This is a genomic window from Bradyrhizobium sp. WSM1417, assembly GCF_000515415.1.
Classification (GTDB): domain Bacteria; phylum Pseudomonadota; class Alphaproteobacteria; order Rhizobiales; family Xanthobacteraceae; genus Bradyrhizobium.
This window is the reverse complement of record NZ_KI911783.1, coordinates 3,602,615-3,619,732: the sequence shown is the minus strand read 5'-3', so window position 1 is coordinate 3,619,732 and position 17,118 is coordinate 3,602,615. Positions and strand designations below refer to the sequence as shown.

The following is a 17,118-nucleotide window of genomic DNA, read 5'->3' as shown; positions in this document are numbered from 1 at the left end:
ATTTCAAGCCCAGAAAGAAACTTGTAATGGCTATCCCCTTCTTCAAGGAAATGCGTATCGGCGGCTATTTGATCAAGCAGAAGCTGCTTGGCCGCAAGCGCTATCCGCTCGTGCTGATGCTGGAGCCGCTGTTCCGCTGCAACCTCGCCTGCGTCGGCTGCGGCAAGATCGATTATCCGGATGCAATCCTCAACCGCCGCATGACCGCACAGGAGTGCTGGGACGCGGCCGACGAGTGCGGCGCGCCGATGGTCGCCATTCCCGGCGGCGAGCCGCTGATCCACAAGGAGATCGGCGAGATCGTGCGCGGCCTCGTAGCGCGCAAGAAGTTCGTCTCGCTCTGCACCAACGCGCTGCTGCTCGAGAAGAAGCTCGATCTGTTCGAGCCTTCGCCCTACCTGTTCTTCTCGGTGCATCTCGACGGCCTGAAGGAGCACCACGACAAGGCCGTGTCGCAGAAGGGCGTGTTCGACCGCGCCGTCTCCGCGATCAAAGCGGCGAAGGCCCGCGGCTTCACCGTCAACGTCAACGCCACCATTTTCGACGGCCATCCGGCCGAGGAGATCGCCAAGTTCCTGGATCTCACCGTCGAGCTCGGTGTCGGCGTCTCGATGTCGCCCGGCTACGCCTATGAGCGGGCGCCGGACCAGGAGCACTTCCTCAACCGCACCAAGACCAAGAAGCTGTTCCGCGACGTCTTTGCGATGGGCAAGGGCAAGAAGTGGAATTTCATGCATTCCGGCCTGTTCCTGGACTTCCTCGCCGGCAACCAGGAATACGAGTGCACGCCCTGGGGCATGCCCGCGCGCAACATCTTCGGCTGGCAGAAGCCCTGCTATTTGCTCGGTGAAGGCTACGCAAAAACCTTCAAGGAGCTGATGGACACCACCGACTGGGAGACCTACGGCACCGGCAAGTACGAGAAGTGCGCCGACTGTATGGCTCATTGCGGCTACGAGCCGACGGCGGCGACCGCAGCCATCAACAACCCGCTGAAGGCGATGTGGGTGTCGCTGCGCGGCATCAGGACCACGGGTCCGATGGCGCCCGAGATCGACATGAGCAAGCAGCGCCCGGCGCAGTACATCTTCTCGGCGGAAGTGCAGAAGCGCCTGTCGGAGATCCGCAAGGACGAAGCCGCCGCCGCGCAGGAGAAGGCTGCGCGGAAGGCTTCGACCGCCGCGTAAGCGCGCTATTCGCCACCAACAAAAAAGGCCCGATCGCCAATGGCGAGCGGGCCTTTTCTTTTCCTGATCGCAGAAGCCGCTCAGGCCGCCTCGGAGACCAGCGCTTCGCTCTCCACGATCTCGGTGCCGATCAGGAAGTCGCGGCAGCCGCGCAGGCTGCGCAGCGCGCGGTTGAAGTCGAGGCCGGTCGAGACCAGTCCATGCAGCGCGGTCGGGTTGCGCGCGATGCCGCGCAGCACGGCCAGCACGTCGATCTGGCCGTTCGGCTTGATGGCGGCGCGGGCGAGCGCCGGCAGCGCGCGATGGGCGGGATCGCTGATGACGCGGACCGCGGCGAACGGCAAGCCGGCCTCGGCGGCGTAGGCGGCCGCGATGTGGCTTTCCATGTCGACGGCGGCAGCTCCCGTCTCCGAATGCAGCGCCGCCTTGCAGGAGCGCCCCGTGACCACTTCCTCGGCACCGGCGAGGCTGCCGCGCACCACGCGGCGGCGCCCCGACGTCAGGCGGTCGATCAGGTCGTCGCCGAGCGAGAGGCCAGCGGCCCAGCGGGTGTCGCCCGCGAGCACCTCGGTCGCCAGGACGACGTCGCCGGAGCGCAGCGTCGGGTCGAGCCCGCCGGCCACGCCAAAGGAGATCACGCCGCGAATCGTTTCGGGATCCAGCACCGTCAACAGCGCCCGCAACTGGGTCGGGCTGCTCGACGAGCAAATGACCGCCATGCCGGGCCCGGCCGCGATGCGGGCCTCCTGAACCAGTCCAGTCACGATCAATATCGGCCGCGGATCAACGGTTTGACCCGCGGTAAGATAGTCCCCCGTCCCCAAAGTCACATTCCGACCCCTACCACCCTGCTGTTGGTGTTCCGCAAGTTCCGATACCGCGCCAACGCCCACAGCGGGAAGAACTTCGGGTAACCATGGTACCGTAGATAGAATACACGGGGAAAGCCTGTGGCGGTGTACCGCTGTTCGTCCCACAGTCCTTTTTCGTTCTGTGTTGCAATCAGGTACTCCACCCCGCGGGCGACGGCCGGGTGATCAACCTCGCCAGCAGCCATCAGGGCAAGCAAGGCCCATGCCGTTTGCGAGGCGGTCGAGGGGGCGGCCTCCCAGCCCCGGTAGTCCAGCCGGTAGCTGACGGCATCCTCGCCCCAGCCGCCATCCTGGTTCTGGATCGAGGCCAGCCAGCCGGCGGCTTTCCGGATCATGGGGTCGTCATGGCGGACGCCGGCCATGTTGAGGGCGCACAGCACCGACCAGGTTCCATAGATGAAGTTCATGCCCCAGCGGCCATACCAGGACCCTTCAGGGTGCTGGGTCTTGCGGAGGTAGGCGATCCCGTCCGCGACATGCTTGCTGGTCTTGGCGGTCTCGCCGAGCTGGGCCAGCATCGAGATGCAGCGCGCGGTGACGTCCTCGGTCGGCGGGTCGAGCAGCGCGCCATGGTCGGAGAACGGGATGTTGTTCAGATAATATTCGAGGTTGTTGACGTCGAAAGCGGCCCAGCCGCCGTCGTCGCTCTGCATACCCTCGATCCACTCCCGCGCACGGTCGATCGCGGCGTCATAGCCGGTCGCACCGTGCTCCCGGCGCATGCGGTCCATCGACATCACGACCACCGCAGTGTCGTCGAGATCGGGATAATGGGCATTGTTGTACTGGAAGGCCCAGCCGCCCGGGCGCACGTCGGGCCGCTTCACCGCCCAGTCGCCCTTCACCTCGAGCTCCTGCTTCGGGATCAGCCAGTCGAGACCCTGCTTGGCCGCCGGCACCGCCTTGTCGCCGCCGGCTTCGAGCAGCGCGTGGGCGGTCAGCGTCGTGTCCCACACCGGCGAGACGCAGGGCTGGCAATAGGCTTCGTCGTCCTTGATCACGAGCAGCTTGTCGATGCCCCGGCGCGTGATCGCACGCGGCGGGAAGTTCTCGTCCTTGCCGAGCGCGTCGTACATCATGACGATGTTGGCCATCGGCGGATAGATCGCGCCCATGCCGTCCTCGCCGTTCAGCCGCTCCTCGGTGAAGGCGAGCGCCGCGTCGATGGCGCGCTTGCGCAGGCTCTTCGGAAACATCGGCTCGACCACGCGCAAAATGCCGTCGAGCGCCCGGAACAGCACGAACCAGGCCATGCTCTGGTGCGGAGCCTTGGCGGTCATGCCGATCGAGCGCGGATCCTGCAGGAACAGCTCGTCGATGCCGACGCCCTTGGGATTCTTCGCCCGCGGCTTCAGCGCGGCGATGACCATCAGCGGCACCATGGTGGTGCGCGCCCAGTAGGAGATCTTGTTGATGTGGAACGGCGACCAGAACGGCAGCAGCACGATCTCGATCGGCAGCACCGGTACCGCACGCCAGGTCACGACGCCAAACATCGCAAGCATGAAGCGCGTGAAGACGTTGCTGTGAATGGCGCCGCCGCGGGAATGGATCGCCTCGCGCGCACGCACCATGTGCGGCGCGTCGATGGAATCCCCGATCATCTTCAGCGCGAAATACGCCTTGACGCTGGCGCTCATGTCGAACTCGCCGTCATGCACCAGCGGCCAGCCGCCATGGGCGCCCTGCACGCGGCGAAGATAATTGGCGATCTTGGCTTCGAGCACGGCATCGACCGGCTCGGCGAGACAATGGCGCAGCAGCACGTATTCGGCCGGAATCGTGCAATCGGCTTCGAGCTCGAACACCCAATGTCCGTCGGATTGCTGGAAGCCGAGGACGCCTTCGGTGGCCGACGCAATGCTCGATTCCAAGTTTCTCAATTCTTGGGCTTCGCGGCTGGTCGCGTTCACGGAATCCATCTCGCTCGATTGCTCCGATAGTCGATTGAATTGGCCGAAATTGACCGGGACAAATGCCCGTCAGGGCCGCCTGTCACTATCCCTTGGCGGCCAGAACCAGATCGGCGGCGCGATCACCGGATCGGACCGATCCCTCGATGGTTGCAGGCAATCCCGTAGCAGTCCAATCGCCTGCAAGAAACAGGTTTTTCAGCGCAGTGACCGGCCCCGGACGCAGGGCATTCTGCGCCGGCGTCGCCGCAAATGTGGCACGGCGCTCGCGCACGATCTGCCAAGGGGGAAGCTCGCCGGACACACCGCCCGCCTTGCAGACGTCGCTCCAGATCGCCTGCGCGAGTTCCTCGCGCGGCATGTCGACCAGACGATCGCTGTTGCTGATGGTGACGGAAAGCCGGTTCGGGAACGCGAACAGCCATTCCACGACGCCGCCGATCACGCCTAGGATCGGAGCCGATCCCGCCGGCGGCTCGACGCGGAAATGCGCATTCACGATGGCGCGAAATTCGGTTGGCGTCTTGAGCCCGGGCAGCAGATTGGAGGCAGCGCGCGGCGGTACCGCCATTACGACGACGTCGCCCTCGCCGATCTGGATCACATCCTCGCCGCCGAAATTCAGCGCGCCGACCTTGCCGTCATGGGTCGCAAACGAGCGCAGCTCATGGCCGAGCTGAACGGAGTGCCCGCGCTCGCTCAAGAATTTGACGGCGGGTTCGATCAGCACCGCGCTGAGGCCGTCGCGCGCGATCAGCGGGCGGCAGGCCTGCCCGCCGGCGAGCAGCGTCTCGCGCACGATCGCGCCGGCAAGCCCCGCCGAGCCTTCGGGTGGATCGACGTTGAGCGCCGCCAGCAGCAGCGGCTGCACCAGGCGCTGATAGAGCACGCCCTCGCAGGGAATGGACTTGCCGACCAGCGTCTCTTCCGAGGCCCAGATCAGCGGCGCCAGCTTCAGATAATCGGTCAGCCCGGTGTCGGGGACGCGGCGGCTCTCGTCGAGCACCCAGGTCGGCAGCCGGCCGTCGCCGAGATCGATCTGCCAGCGCTGCCCGGTCTTGATATCGACAAAGGGAAACTGCGCGCGGTCCGGACCGACGAGGCCCGCCTCGGTGCCGATCGAGCGCGCATAGGCGCGCGCATGGCTGTTGCCGGACAGCAGCAAATGGTTGCCGTTGTCGATGGTGAGATTGGTGGCGCCGTCGAAATATGAACGGCAGCGGCCGCCGGCCTGCTGCGTCGCCTCGTGCACGGCGATCTTGAAGCCGGCATTGGCAAGCCGCACGGCGGCGGAGAGGCCGGAGATTCCAGCACCGATGATGTGAGCTGTTTTTTGCATCAGATGAGAGCGTAACGGAGCAGGATGGCGATGCGTGTGATCTTCGACACACGCACCGGCTCGCGCGGCGCGTTGAACCCGCGCGCGATCAGGAGATCCAGAATAGCATGATAGTATTTCGACATCATGCGCGGCGCGCGCACCGCGCGGCGCCGGTTGCGGTTCATGATCTCGTCCGACTTCTCGAAATACACCTTTGCGCGCTGCGCCAGCGGCAGGCAGACCTTCGGCAGCGCGCGCTCGACGATCACGCGGTCCGGATCGTTGGAGGTGATGCCGGCATGCAGCAGCGCTTCGCGCGGCAGATAGAGCCGGCCGAGCCCGGCGTCCTCGTCGATATCGCGCAGGATGTTGGTGAGCTGGAGCGCGCGGCCGAGATGATGCGCGAGCTCGATGCCGTCTTCTTCCGGCAGGCCGAAGACCCGGACCGACAGCCGCCCCACGGCACTCGCGACGCGATCACAATAGAGATCCAGCGTCGCCATGTCGGGCGCGCGGATGTCCTGCGGCACGTCCATCTCCATCCCGTCGACGATCGCGAGGAAATCCTCGCGCTTGAGGCCGAAGGTCTTCACCGAGGCCACGTAGTCCTTCAGCCGCGGCGGCGGATTGCCCTGGTAGAGCGCATCGATGTCGTTGCGCCACGCCTGAAGCGCGGCGAGCCGCTCGTCGCGCGGGCCATCGGAATCGGCGATGTCGTCGACCTGGCGGCAGAAGCTGTAGATCTGGAACATCGCTTCGCGCTGGTCGTGCGGCAGGATGCGCATCGCGGCATAGAACGAACTGCCGGATGCGGTCGAGCCATAATTGGCGCCGGGCGAGGTCGCCTCAAGCGTCATGTGCAGTCCCCGGTCTGGAAATGGCCTTGCGTCCGACCGCGCGGCGGCCGACTTCGCCGATCATGCCGGCGAGGCTGAAGGTGAGGAGCTCGAGCTTGTTCAGGTGCACGCGCTCGCGCAAGGGGTCGCGCGCCTTCAACAGGCGCACGATGCGGTCGGCATAGGCCTGGATCACCGAGACCTCGACGCCGAGGCGGAAATCCCGGATCTCCGCGGCCAGCGACCTGCCCTCCTCGAGCAGCGCTTCGTTGCGTATGGCGAGAGCCTGAAGGCAGGCCAGCATCGCCGGCGGCGACTGCGCCAGTCCGAGCTGCTCCACCGAGGCGCCGCTCGCGGCCAGCGCATCGCGCGGCAGATAGACGCGGTTGAGCTCGCGGAAATCCTTGCCGCAATCCTGAAGGTGGTTGTTGATCTGCAGCGCTGCGCAGAGCGCATCCGACGCGGCCCAGGTCGAGGTGCTCTCACCATGGACGTCGAGCATGAAGCGGCCGACCGGCATCGCCGAATAGCGGCAATAATGGATGACCTCGTCCCAATTCTCGTAGCGCAACTTGGTCACGTCCATGCGGAACGCGATGAGCACGTCGAGCGCGTGGCGCGGCGCCATGCCGCGTTCGGCCAGTGCGTGCCGCAAGCTGACGGCCTCGGCCTGGGTATCGCCCGTGCCGAGCAATTCCGCCTCGAGCAGGTCGAGATAAGCGAGCTTCTTATCCGGCGGCAGCGTGGCGTGGTCGGCGATGTCGTCGGCGGTGCGGACGAAATTGTAATACGCCAGGATCAGCGCGCGATGACGCGGATGAATGATCCAGGACGCGACGGGAAAATTCTCGTCGCGCTCACCCTTGCCGGATCGCAATTCGCTCGCAGAGGTCATCGAGGGCTGGTCTACAATCGTTTGGACAGGAAGGGCTTTTTCGCTCGCGCTAGCCCGTGCGGGCGATGCCGCCGCGGCCCCCATATAGGGGAATACGGCCGCAAAACCAATCCTGTCTCTCGATGGCTGCCCTTTGCGGATCAGGTCCGAAAAGGCGGCCCCGGGGCCGCCTTTTGTGGGCCAGTGGCCGAGCTTACTGGTTGTGGTTCTTCAGGACCTGGTCACAGGCCTGGGAGATCTTGGCCCGGTTCTCCTTGAGGCAGGCCAGGATGGTGAAATCGCCCTGATCGATGACCGGACGGCAGAGCTTCTGCACATCGCGCGAGCAGGCCTTCTGCTCGGCGTCCGTGCCGCGCCCTTGCTGGGCGAACGCTGCGGTCGAGAGGGAGGCCGACAGCAAGGTGAGAGCGACGAGAAGCTTACGCATTGTATTCCTTCATTCTGACGGCAGAATCGCACCAATCCCGGACAGCACAGCGCGACGACCGGAGCGGATTGTTCTGATGGGCAAGTCGCCGCGGGAGTAGCGGCCTCGGAGAAGGCACAAGCACTGGCAAATGCGGCCAAATTGGCGCCACGTCCACCAAATCAGGTCTTCCCTGCGCCTTCTCTGGCAAATGTAAGAGATTGATACTACGTCATAATTCAGGCACGCCGCGTTTTGCTGCGTACCTGTTGCAGAGCTGCATCTCTCCATCCCGCCTTGGGCGCCAGAAACATGCCGAAACGCAGAGAATCCGGACGCCAACCATGGCAAGTGCGCTTCGCGATGCCGACATGTGGGCGGCCGGCCATTGAACCTGACACAGGCTCGGAACACTAAACCTTCGATGTGGCGAGACGTCCTTGGTGACAAGCAGACGTCGTTCCAAAACGGGATATTTTGAAGATGAAATTCTTTGGGCGATCTGAACTGGCAATCAAGGCGGCCGGCATCGGCGCTGTGCTGCTCTTCTCGGTTTCGACAAGTCAGGCTCAGTCGTCCGGACCGTTTGCAGGTTTCGAGGGCGCGTGGACCGGGACGGGTACTGTGTCGCTGTCCGACGGCTCCACCGAGCGCATCCGCTGCAAGGCCGACTACAAGGTTGCCGGCACCGGCCTCAGTCTCAAGCAGGCGCTGCACTGTGCGTCTGACAGCTACAAATTCGACCTCACCAGCGACGTGACCAGCCAGGGCGAGCGGATCTCCGGCAATTGGAGCGAGACCAACCGCAACATCTTCGGCAATCTGCAGGGCACCGCCGGTGGCGGCCAGATCGAGGTGTTCGTCGAGGCCAACGGCTTTGCCGCCAATCTGTCGCTGCGCACCAATGGCACCAAGCAAACGGTGCAGATCTCATCCAAGGGCGAGATTCGCGGCGTCAACATCACGATGACGAAGGGCTGACAGCTCTTACCGCTTCGAAAGCAGCAAGCCCCGGTTCTCGCGAACCGGGGCTTTGTTGTTTTGCGGAAACGCGGCGCAGTCGCCCGGACCGCGCCGATTTCATGTCTGATGAATGAAGCCGCTCAGATCGCCGGCTTGTCGGTGCCCTGAAGCTTGGCGTGCAGGTTGATCAGCCACATCGCCGTCGGCCGCAGGATGAAGAGGTCGGCGACGAGCGCCATGACCATCGAGAAGGCGCTGAGCCAGCCGAACAACCGTAGCGACGGCAGGTCGGAGAACACCGTGACGACGAGACCGCAGGCGAGCACCAGCGTGGTCAGGATCAAGGCCGGGCCGACCAGCACGGTCGCGCGCTCCACCGCGAGCGCCGAGCCGACGCCCGGCTTGCTCTCGAGCCTGAGGCGGTTGAGGAAGTGGATGGTGGCGCTCAAGCCCAGGCCAAACGAAACGGTCAGAGCCACGACACTGGCGAATTGCAGTCCCTCGCCCATCGCCCACAGCACCGTTCCCGACATCACGACGGGGAAGATGCCTGGCAGGATGCAGGCGAACATCACCACCCAGGAGCGGAAGGCCAGGCCGATGAAGATCGCGACCAGTGCGAATTCGACGGTGAGCCCGCGGTTGAGCTTCTCGATCATGCCGGCCGAGTTGCGCGCGGCAATCGCGGCAAGACCCGTGACCGCCACTTCATAGCCGGGATGCTTCTTGCGGACGGCGTCGAGCTCGGTATCGAGCTTGTCGACGATCGGCAGGAGCTGGCTGGAATCCTTGTCCGGCACGCGACCTGCGACCACGACGGCGTCCTGCTCGGCATCGATGAACCGGCGCACCAGATGCTCCGGAATCACGCTGACATATTCCTTCAGGGTCGCGACGTCGGCGCTGCCGGCCTTGTCCGCGAGCCAGCGGCGCAGGGTCTCGACCGACCAGACATTGCCGACACCGGCTGCCTTCTCCACCGTCGCGTGCACGTCGGCGATGGTCTGCAGCGTCTCCGGCGAATAGAGCGATTCACCCTTGGGGAACTGGATCAGAACGTTGACCGGGTTGGCGCCGGTGAGCTTGGCGTCGAGCCGGTCGCTGGCGGCGACCGCCTGGCGCTTGTCCGGCACCTGGTCGGCGAGCCGGTAGCGCGGCTCCAGATTGGCGTAGATGACGCCGAGGCCCGCCACGAACACCACCGCGATCAGGCTGAACAGGCCGGGACGGCCCACCATGCGCACCGCGATCCAGTAGCAGAAATTACGCAGCGCCTGCACGCCGGCATCTGCGCTCTGGAACTTGGTCGCAAAGACCTTCTCGTTACGCACCAACAGCACGCCGAACACCGGCACCAGCGACAACACCGCGACCAGCGCGATGATGGTGGCGGCGAGACCCGCCTCGCCGAACTTGCGGATCAGATCGGAGTCCGAGAACTGCAGCGCGATGAAGGAAATGCCGGCGGTGCCGTGCGTCAGCACGCAGGCCGGTCCCACCACCAGCACCGCGTTCTTGAATGCAGTGAACTTGTCTTGGCCCGCGATCAGCCGGTCGCGCGCGGCGAAGGTGAGCTGCATCGAGTCCGAGAAGCTGATGACCATGATGAGCGGCGTCATCACGTTCAGGAACATGTTGAGATTGAAATTGGCCCAGCCGAGCGCGCCGAGCGCCAGCAGGATCGCGATCATCGGCGGGAACGCGGCCGCCACCATGAACGAGATCTTGCGGAAGAAGATGATGGCGATGACACAGCCGGCGAGAATGCCGAGGATGTTGTAGGTGAGCCCGTCGCGCTCGACCGCGTTGCGGATCTCGAGCTGCATCACCGGCACTCCGGAAAGCTGCACGTTGAGCCCGGTGTCGCCGAGGTCTTCCTTCATCAGCGCGCGAATGTCGGCGACGGTCTTGGTCAGCTTGTTGGAGGCGACCACCTCCGGATCGAGCGACAGCACGATCAGCGCCAGCGTGCCGTCCTCAGATAACAGCTTGCCGCGGATGATCTCGTTGGCTTTGACGCCCTCGATGAACTTGTCATAGGCCGCGCCCTCGGGCAGCTCGGGCGGGAACAGCGCGGCGGGAAGCTTGCCCGGCGCCGGCGCCTGACGCGCGGAGAACAGCGAGACCAGTCCGCGCGTACCCTCGACCAGCTGCATGTCGGTGACGAAGTCGCGCAGCTTCTCGAGGTTGTTCCGCGCCAGCAGGGTCTTGCCCTCGACCACGACGAGGACGTCGAATTCCTCGGCTGGGAACTTCTTGGTCACCGCTTCGTACTGCTTGAATTCCGGCGTGTTCGACCGGAACAGCTGCGAGAGCGAATCGTCGATCTTGATCCGGTGGATGCCGAACACGGCGCCAACGATCAGCACAAGCAGGACGATGCAGGAGACGATGGGCGCCCGAACTGCGATCAGCCCGATGCGCTCCAGCCCGAAGGCGATCGAGGACGCAGGTCCCTGCTCGACCTTGTCGACATGAACCTCACTCTCGCTGTGCTTTTCGAGCATGCCTTGTCCAGTTCCTAAATCGGCTCGGGTCTGTGAGCTTGTCGCGCCCCGCGAACGGCTTGAAAATGCCATACCAATGGGAGGCTTGCCCTTTGAAAATGCGCAGAAAATCGCCGCGAGGGGTTTAGCAGGTCAATCACCCTTCTCGCAAGCAGGCGGAGTGTGGCCGAATCGATCAAGATGTGGCGATTTTGCCTTAATGCCCTTCATTCGGGCAAAGCCGTGCCAATTCGACGCGGCGCCCGGTCCGCGCTCTCGTCCTTCAGCGCCACACCGCTCACTTCCCGCGCGAGCCCCTCGCGGACCAGCCAGGCGATCTTGAAGGCAGCCTCGTCATAGCTCAACCCGGCCTTGTGGATGTTCGACACGCAGTTGCGCTCGGCATCGGTGCGATCAGGCTTCGGGGCGAAAGTCAGATAGGCGCCGAGACTGTCGGGCGCCGACAGGCCCGGCCGCTCGCCGATCAGCATTACGACCATGCGCGCGCCGAGAATGGCGCCGATCTCGTCGCCGAGCGCGACGCGCGCGCCTGAGGCGACGACGACATGGCCGATCGCGACACCATCGTCGGCGGCGAGCAACGGCAGCAGACGCATCACCAGTGCGGCCGCATGGGCGTGGACCGCCGCCGCCGACAGCCCATCGCCAATCACGACCGCGACCCGGCACGGCTCCGAGGCGCTCCGCGCCAGGGCCTCGATTGATCCGGCATCGAGCCGTCTGCCCAGGTCGGGCCGCCGCAGATAGTCCCTGCGGTCGACCGCCCGGCTGTTCGCCTCGGTGACGACGAGGCCAAGCGCGCGGAGATCCGCGACCAGCCGCGGCGCATCGAAGACGGCATGCACGGCATCGCGGGCGCGGGCATGGTCTAGCGTGAAATCGAGCAGCGCGCGCGTCGGCAGGCTCGCGCCGCTGCGCCCGAGCGCGACGCGCGCGGGCGTAAGCGACCGCAGATCGAGGGTCGGACGACGCGGGATGGCCGGATCAGACATGTCGCATCATTCGGCGGGGACGGAAGCCTCGCGTAGCCGGATCGAATAGTTCGAGGCGTTTTGCTGGCCGGTCGAGGCCGCCCGCGCAAAAGTGATGAGATGGTGCGCGATCAGCGTGCAGCCGATCAGCCCTTCGAGATCGCCGCGCTTGATGCGGCCCAGCGCGAACTTCCAGAACACACGCTTGTAGTCGCCGAGCACGCCGACCTTCCAGAAGATGTTTCGCAGCATGACGAGGCCGCGCCTGATGTTGGGCCAGGTCTTCATCTCGTCCGGTTTCGGCATCTTCAGGCGGTGCACGTAAACGTGGTCGCATTGATACTGGAAGCGCGCGTAGACCTTCTCGGGCTCGTAGGCGACGGCCATGGCATGCTTCCAGGACGCGACGACGTCGTCGTAGGGCAACAGGAAGTTGACATTGGAATCGCGGCCGTCGTCCTCGACCAGGCGCCCCTCGCGCTCCAGACGGTCCCACAGCGGCGTCTTCGGCAGCGCCTGAAGCAGGTTGATCGTGAGCAGCGGAATTCGGGAATCCTCGACGAAGGCGAGCAGCGCCTCCGAAGTGTTGGGCTTGTCGGTGTCGAGCCCCATGATGATGCCGGACACGACCTCCATGCCGTAGGAGTTGATGGTTTGCACGCCCTCGAGGATCGGGACCATCATATTGTGGTCCTTGTGCATCGCCTTCAGCGCATCGGGGTCGGGCGTCTCGATGCCGCAAAAGATGGTGACGAAATAGGCCTCGCGCATCTTCTCGAGAATTTCCGGCCGCTTGGCAATGTTGAGCGTCGCCTCGCAGGCGAGCCGCACCATATAGCCGGTCTTCTTCTGCCATTCGATCAGATGCGGCAGGAGGTCCAGCGCCGCCTTGCGGTTGCCGATGAAATTGTCGTCGACGAAATAGACCGTGTCGGTCATGCCGCATTCGCGCAGGCGGTCGAGCTCGGCGATGATCTGCTCGGGCGATTTCAGGCGCGGGTTGCGGCCGTAGAGGCCGGGGATGTCGCAGAACTCGCACTGATAGGGACAGCCGCTGGAATACTGAATGCTGCCGAGGAAGTATTTCTTCACGTCGGCGAGCTCGTAGGCCGGGATCGGAAACTCCGTCATCGGCACACGGTCTTTGGTGGTCAGAACCACCTGGGTCTCGGGACGCGAGATGTCGCGCGACAGTATTTCGAGCAGCTGATTGGTGGCGTCGCCGAGCTCGCCGACATGGAGATAGTCGAAGGAGGGATAGTAATCCGGGCAGGCGCTGACGGAGGGACCACCGAGCGCGACGGGCAGATCGAACTCGTGGGCGCGGCGGCAGATATCGTTCATCTGCTGGCGCTGGATGTGCATGCCGCTGACGAAGACCGCCTCCGCCCATTCGAACTCTTCCCTTGTCGTGCGGCGAAGGTTCTCGTCGACGAATTTGACCTGCCATTCCTCGGGCAGATAGGCCGCGAGCAGCAAAAGTCCCTGCGGCGGCATGAAGGCGCGGACGCCATCGGTCAGGGGATAGGAATGTTCGAACGTCCCGAATGACGATGTGTATCGCGGAAACACGCAGAGAATCCGCCGGGACGTACCGTTACTTTCAGCTCGCATCAAAGCTCCCCCGCCACGCTCGACTTAGCTGCGGAAATTGCCAGACAGCCACATAGCGTAATGCTGCCGCCGGAATTTCTCAATATTGTGGCAGAGCTTAATTCCCTAGGGCACCAATGGTTTCCTCGGGCCGCCGGGTGCTTCCGCCCCGTCACTCGATCAGACGTGACGCAAAATCGGGCAGCAGGCCTGCATCGCCGGCAAGACGGAAGTCAGCGCCCGCAATGCCGGACTGCACCAGCCAATCCTCGAACTCCGGCGCGCGGCGCAGTCCGAAGACGTCGCGGACGTAGAGCGCGTCGTGAAAAGACGTGGACTGATAGTTCAGCATGACGTCGTCGGCGCCGGGAACGCCCATGATGAAGGTGACGCCGGCGGCCGCAAGCAGCGTCAGCAGATTGTCCATGTCGTCCTGGTCCGCCTCGGCGTGGTTGGTGTAGCAGATGTCGATCCCAAGCGGCAGGCCGAGCAGCTTGCCGCAAAAATGATCCTCCAGCCCGGCCCGGATGATTTCCTTGCCGTCGTACAGATATTCCGGGCCGATGAAGCCGACCACGCTGTTGACCAGGAGGGGCGCAAAGGCGCGGGCCACCGCATAGGCGCGCGCCTCGCAGGTCTGCTGGTCGACGCCGTGATGGGCATTGGCCGATAGCGCCGAGCCCTGGCCGGTCTCGAAATACATCACGTTCTGGCCGACCGTCCCGCGCTTCTGCGACAGCCCGGCGTCCTGCGCCTCCTTGAGAAGCGCGAGGTCGATGCCAAAACTGCGGTTGGCGGCCTCGGTGCCGGCGACCGACTGGAACACGAGGTCGACCGGCGCCCCCTGCCCGATCAGCGACAGCGTCGTGGTGACATGGGTCAGCACGCAGCCCTGGGTCGGGATCTTCAGCCGCGCGATGATCTCGTCGAGCAGCCGCAGCAATTGGCCGATCACGGCCGGGTCGTCGCTCGCCGGGTTGATGCCGATGCAGGCATCGCCGGCCCCGAGCAGGATGCCGTCGAGGATGGAGGCGGTGATGCCCCTGGCGTCGTCGAAGGGATGGTTGGGCTGGAGCCGGGTGCTCATCCGGCCCTTCAGACCGATGGTGTTGCGGAAAGCGGTGGTGACCTCGCATTTCCGCGCCGCCAGGATCAGATCCTGGTTGCGCATCAGCTTCGAGACCGCGGCCGCCATCTCCGGGGTGATGCCGCCGGACAGCTTGCGCAAGATTTCGGGCGTCGCGGCATCCGACAGCAGCCAGTCGCGAAAGGCACCGACCGTCAGCGAAGCCACCGGCGCGAAGGCCTTGGCGTCGTGGCTGTCGATGACGAGGCGGGTGACCTCGTCCGTCTCATAGGGGATGACGGCTTCCTGCAAGAACTGCCCGAGCGGGACGTCGGCCAGCGCCATCCGCGCCGCGATCATCTGTTCGGCACTGGCAGCGGCGATCCCGGCCAGCCGGTCGCCGGAGCGCGGCGGCGTCGCCTTGGCGAGCAGGTCGCGCAAATCCGGGAACGTGTAGGTCGTGTCGTCGATGGTGTGGCGGTAGACCAAAGGTCTCTCCGGGGTTCGTCGGCCAGAGGCCGACTCCAGGGCGGTCCCAAGACTATACCTTCAGATCAAGACGCTGAAATATCTACCTTTCCCTCGACCGAGGGCGAAGGGCGCCAAACCCGGCGTTAACGCTGCGTCCATCTTCATTCTGCATAGTTTTGCAATCATTTGCACGACCGCGCTCTCCGGCCGCTCCCGGCCATTCGGGCCCCTGAAAACCATGACAACCGACCAATCTGGGAATGCCGCCGGCCTTGCCGGCCGCTTCACGCTTGCCAACAAGCTCTACGCGATCTTCGCGCTGTTCGCGTTGCTCACGGCGGCGATCGCGATGCTGTCCGATTACAACAGCCGCCGCGGCGCCGACTTGACGAGCGCGATCGAGACCGCGAACGCCGCCGCGCTGAACGTCGAGCGGGTCAACTCGCTGGTCTATGCGGTCGTGATGGAATCGCGCGGCGTCTACATGTCGACCGAGCCCGCCGTGGTGAAGAAATACGGCGAGGGCCTGCTCAAGTTCAACGCCCAGATCCTCGACGTCGTGAAGCGCTGGGAGACCATCGTCAAGGCTGACGATGCCGAGCAGTTCGCCACCTTCAAGAAGCGCATCGAGCAGTTCGTCGAGTTTCGCAAGGAGCTGGTGCGCCGCGGCATCGAGATCAATGCGGCCGCGGGCCGCGAATGGGGCGACAACGACGCCAACCGCACCGTGCGCTCGGCGCTGAACAAGGATCTCGAGGCACTGTCCAAGGTCTATGCCGAGCGCGCCAGGCAAATCGCGCACGAGACCGAGACCAATCGCATCCTGTCCCTCGTCCTGACCTGCCTCGCCGGCGTGGCGCTCGCCCTCGTCGTGATCGGCATCGTCATCATCGCCCGCTCGATCGCACGCCCCCTCTCCGCCATCACCGCGACCATCAAGCAGGTCGCTGACGGCGCCGAGAACGTCGTGGTGCCCCACTCTGACCGCGCCGACGAGATCGGCGCACTGGCACGCGCGATCCAGATCTTCCAGGACGCGATGGCGCGTAACCGCAACCTCGCCTCACAGGTCTCGCAGGACTCCGCCGCGCGCGAAGACCGCGCCCGCCACATCGAACAATCCGTCGACGCGTTTCGCGAGGCGATCGGCGCGATCATGCGCGGCCTCAGCGACAACGCCTCCGTCATGCGCGAGACGGCGCAGACCATCACCCGCGTCACCGCGGACGCGAGCAGCCGCGCCGGCACGGCGGCGAACGCCACCGAGCAGGCCTCGCACAACGTCACGGCGGTGGCAGGCGCGGCCGAGGAGCTGTCTGCATCGGTGGTGGAGATCGGCCGGCAGGTGCGGCAATCCGCCAGCGCGGTCGAGCAGACCGGACAGCGCACCGAGAAATCGATCGCCGAGATCGAGAGCCTGGCCGCTGCCACGCAACGCATCGACGGCGTGCTCAGCCTGATCCAGGCGATCGCCGAGCAGACCAATCTGCTCGCGCTCAATGCCACCATCGAAGCCGCGCGCGCGGGCGATGCCGGCCGCGGCTTTGCCGTCGTCGCACACGAAGTGAAGGCACTCGCAGGACAGACCGCGAAGGCGACCGCCGACATCAGCGAGAACGTCTCGATGATCCAGTCCTCCACCCGCAACGCGGTCGATGCCGTCCGCGAGATCGGCGGCGCGGTGCGCGAGATCAACGACGTCACCTCGGCGATCGCCGGCGCCATCGGCCAGCAGGACGCCGCCACGCGCGAGATCTCGTCCAACGCGCAATCGGCCGCCCAAGGCAACGAGACCCTCGTCGCCAACATCAGCTCGCTCCGCGATGCCATCGGCGAGACCGACACGGCGGCCTCCTCCGTGCTGACGGCTGCGAGCAGCGTGACCGAGACGGCGGAGACGCTGTCGCGCGAGGTGGAGAAATTCTTCCAGAACCTGCGCTCAGGCGCAGCGGACGGCCGCGTCGCCAAGGCGGGGTAGCAGCACGTCCATCGCCGGCAGAGCCGGCGGTGGGGTCACTCCATCAAAAACCGCGAAAACAACCCCATGCACAGTAGCCGGGGACAGCGATATCAATGGCTTGGCTCTAGTCCAAAATTATTCGTATTTTGCGAAATGA

At 64.8% G+C, this 17,118-nt stretch carries 13 protein-coding genes; 3 read left to right on the top strand and 10 right to left on the bottom strand.

Annotated features, from left to right (window positions below):
- Window positions 1–26 precede the first annotated feature (26 nt).
- Window positions 27–1,187 carry an adenosyl-hopene transferase HpnH gene (gene hpnH / locus BRA1417_RS0117375; protein WP_007593619.1) on the top strand — a complete coding sequence of 387 codons (1,161 nt, stop codon included), beginning with the start codon at window positions 27–29 and terminating at the stop codon, window positions 1,185–1,187.
- A gap of 80 nt (window positions 1,188–1,267) precedes the next feature.
- On the opposite strand, the gene BRA1417_RS0117370 is transcribed toward hpnH, so the two are convergent.
- From BRA1417_RS0117370 to BRA1417_RS44810, 6 genes are all read right to left on the bottom strand, one after another.
- Window positions 1,268–2,017, bottom strand: a complete 750-nt coding sequence (locus BRA1417_RS0117370) for a phosphorylase (RefSeq protein WP_027516857.1) — start codon at window positions 2,015–2,017, stop codon at window positions 1,268–1,270.
- Entirely contained in the window at window positions 2,014–3,981 is a 1,968-nt protein-coding gene (gene shc, locus BRA1417_RS0117365) for a squalene--hopene cyclase (RefSeq protein ID WP_027516856.1), read from the bottom strand. Before shc ends, BRA1417_RS0117370 begins: the two co-directional genes overlap by 4 nt.
- A gap of 76 nt (window positions 3,982–4,057) precedes the next feature.
- Complete coding sequence (hpnE, locus tag BRA1417_RS0117360) at window positions 4,058–5,311, bottom strand: hydroxysqualene dehydroxylase HpnE (RefSeq protein WP_027516855.1); 1,254 nt, start codon at window positions 5,309–5,311, stop codon at window positions 4,058–4,060.
- The gene (gene hpnD, locus BRA1417_RS0117355; RefSeq protein ID WP_007593625.1) at window positions 5,311–6,150 is read right to left on the bottom strand and encodes a presqualene diphosphate synthase HpnD; all 840 of its coding nucleotides are present in this window, start codon (window positions 6,148–6,150) and stop codon (window positions 5,311–5,313) included. Before hpnD ends, hpnE begins: the two co-directional genes overlap by 1 nt.
- The gene (gene hpnC / locus BRA1417_RS0117350) at window positions 6,140–7,024 is read right to left on the bottom strand and encodes a squalene synthase HpnC (RefSeq protein WP_027516854.1); all 885 of its coding nucleotides are present in this window, start codon (window positions 7,022–7,024) and stop codon (window positions 6,140–6,142) included. The genes hpnD and hpnC overlap by 11 nt, the downstream gene beginning before the upstream one ends.
- Before the next feature lie 193 nt (window positions 7,025–7,217).
- The gene (locus BRA1417_RS44810; RefSeq protein ID WP_007593627.1) at window positions 7,218–7,451 is read right to left on the bottom strand and encodes a hypothetical protein; all 234 of its coding nucleotides are present in this window, start codon (window positions 7,449–7,451) and stop codon (window positions 7,218–7,220) included.
- Between the two features lie 462 nt (window positions 7,452–7,913).
- On the opposite strand from BRA1417_RS44810, the gene BRA1417_RS0117340 reads away from it, so the two are divergent.
- Entirely contained in the window at window positions 7,914–8,411 is a 498-nt protein-coding gene (locus BRA1417_RS0117340) for a hypothetical protein (protein WP_027516853.1), read from the top strand.
- 122 nt (window positions 8,412–8,533) lie between these two features.
- On the opposite strand, the gene BRA1417_RS0117335 is transcribed toward BRA1417_RS0117340, so the two are convergent.
- From BRA1417_RS0117335 to BRA1417_RS0117320, 4 genes are all read right to left on the bottom strand, one after another.
- On the bottom strand, window positions 8,534–10,900 hold the full coding sequence (locus BRA1417_RS0117335; RefSeq protein WP_027516852.1) for an RND family transporter: 2,367 nt from the start codon (window positions 10,898–10,900) through the stop codon (window positions 8,534–8,536).
- A gap of 206 nt (window positions 10,901–11,106) precedes the next feature.
- A complete protein-coding gene (gene eutC, locus BRA1417_RS0117330; RefSeq protein WP_027516851.1) occupies window positions 11,107–11,892 on the bottom strand; it encodes an ethanolamine ammonia-lyase subunit EutC in 786 nt (261 codons plus the stop codon).
- 6 nt (window positions 11,893–11,898) lie between these two features.
- Window positions 11,899–13,485, bottom strand: a complete 1,587-nt coding sequence (locus BRA1417_RS0117325; RefSeq protein ID WP_027516850.1) for a B12-binding domain-containing radical SAM protein — start codon at window positions 13,483–13,485, stop codon at window positions 11,899–11,901.
- A gap of 151 nt (window positions 13,486–13,636) precedes the next feature.
- Window positions 13,637–15,019 (bottom strand): ethanolamine ammonia-lyase subunit EutB, encoded by a 1,383-nt coding sequence (locus tag BRA1417_RS0117320; RefSeq protein WP_027516849.1) that lies wholly within the window; start codon window positions 15,017–15,019, stop codon window positions 13,637–13,639.
- A 220-nt stretch (window positions 15,020–15,239) separates the two neighbouring features.
- Here BRA1417_RS0117320 and BRA1417_RS0117310 point away from each other — a divergent pair, with 220 nt between their 5' ends.
- A complete protein-coding gene (locus BRA1417_RS0117310) occupies window positions 15,240–16,979 on the top strand; it encodes a methyl-accepting chemotaxis protein (protein ID WP_027516848.1) in 1,740 nt (579 codons plus the stop codon).
- Window positions 16,980–17,118: the final 139 nt, after the last annotated feature.

Coding starts and splice junctions, on each gene's coding strand:
- hpnH (WP_007593619.1), top strand. CDS start 27: ATGGCTATCCCCTTCTTCAAGGAAATGCGTATCGGCGGCTATTTGATC.
- shc (WP_027516856.1), bottom strand. CDS start 3,981: ATGGATTCCGTGAACGCGACCAGCCGCGAAGCCCAAGAATTGAGAAAC.
- hpnE (WP_027516855.1), bottom strand. CDS start 5,311: ATGCAAAAAACAGCTCACATCATCGGTGCTGGAATCTCCGGCCTCTCC.
- hpnD (WP_007593625.1), bottom strand. CDS start 6,150: ATGACGCTTGAGGCGACCTCGCCCGGCGCCAATTATGGCTCGACCGCA.
- hpnC (WP_027516854.1), bottom strand. CDS start 7,024: ATGACCTCTGCGAGCGAATTGCGATCCGGCAAGGGTGAGCGCGACGAG.
- BRA1417_RS44810 (WP_007593627.1), bottom strand. CDS start 7,451: ATGCGTAAGCTTCTCGTCGCTCTCACCTTGCTGTCGGCCTCCCTCTCG.
- BRA1417_RS0117340 (WP_027516853.1), top strand. CDS start 7,914: ATGAAATTCTTTGGGCGATCTGAACTGGCAATCAAGGCGGCCGGCATC.
- BRA1417_RS0117335 (WP_027516852.1), bottom strand. CDS start 10,900: ATGCTCGAAAAGCACAGCGAGAGTGAGGTTCATGTCGACAAGGTCGAG.
- eutC (WP_027516851.1), bottom strand. CDS start 11,892: ATGTCTGATCCGGCCATCCCGCGTCGTCCGACCCTCGATCTGCGGTCG.
- BRA1417_RS0117325 (WP_027516850.1), bottom strand. CDS start 13,485: ATGCGAGCTGAAAGTAACGGTACGTCCCGGCGGATTCTCTGCGTGTTT.
- BRA1417_RS0117310 (WP_027516848.1), top strand. CDS start 15,240: ATGACAACCGACCAATCTGGGAATGCCGCCGGCCTTGCCGGCCGCTTC.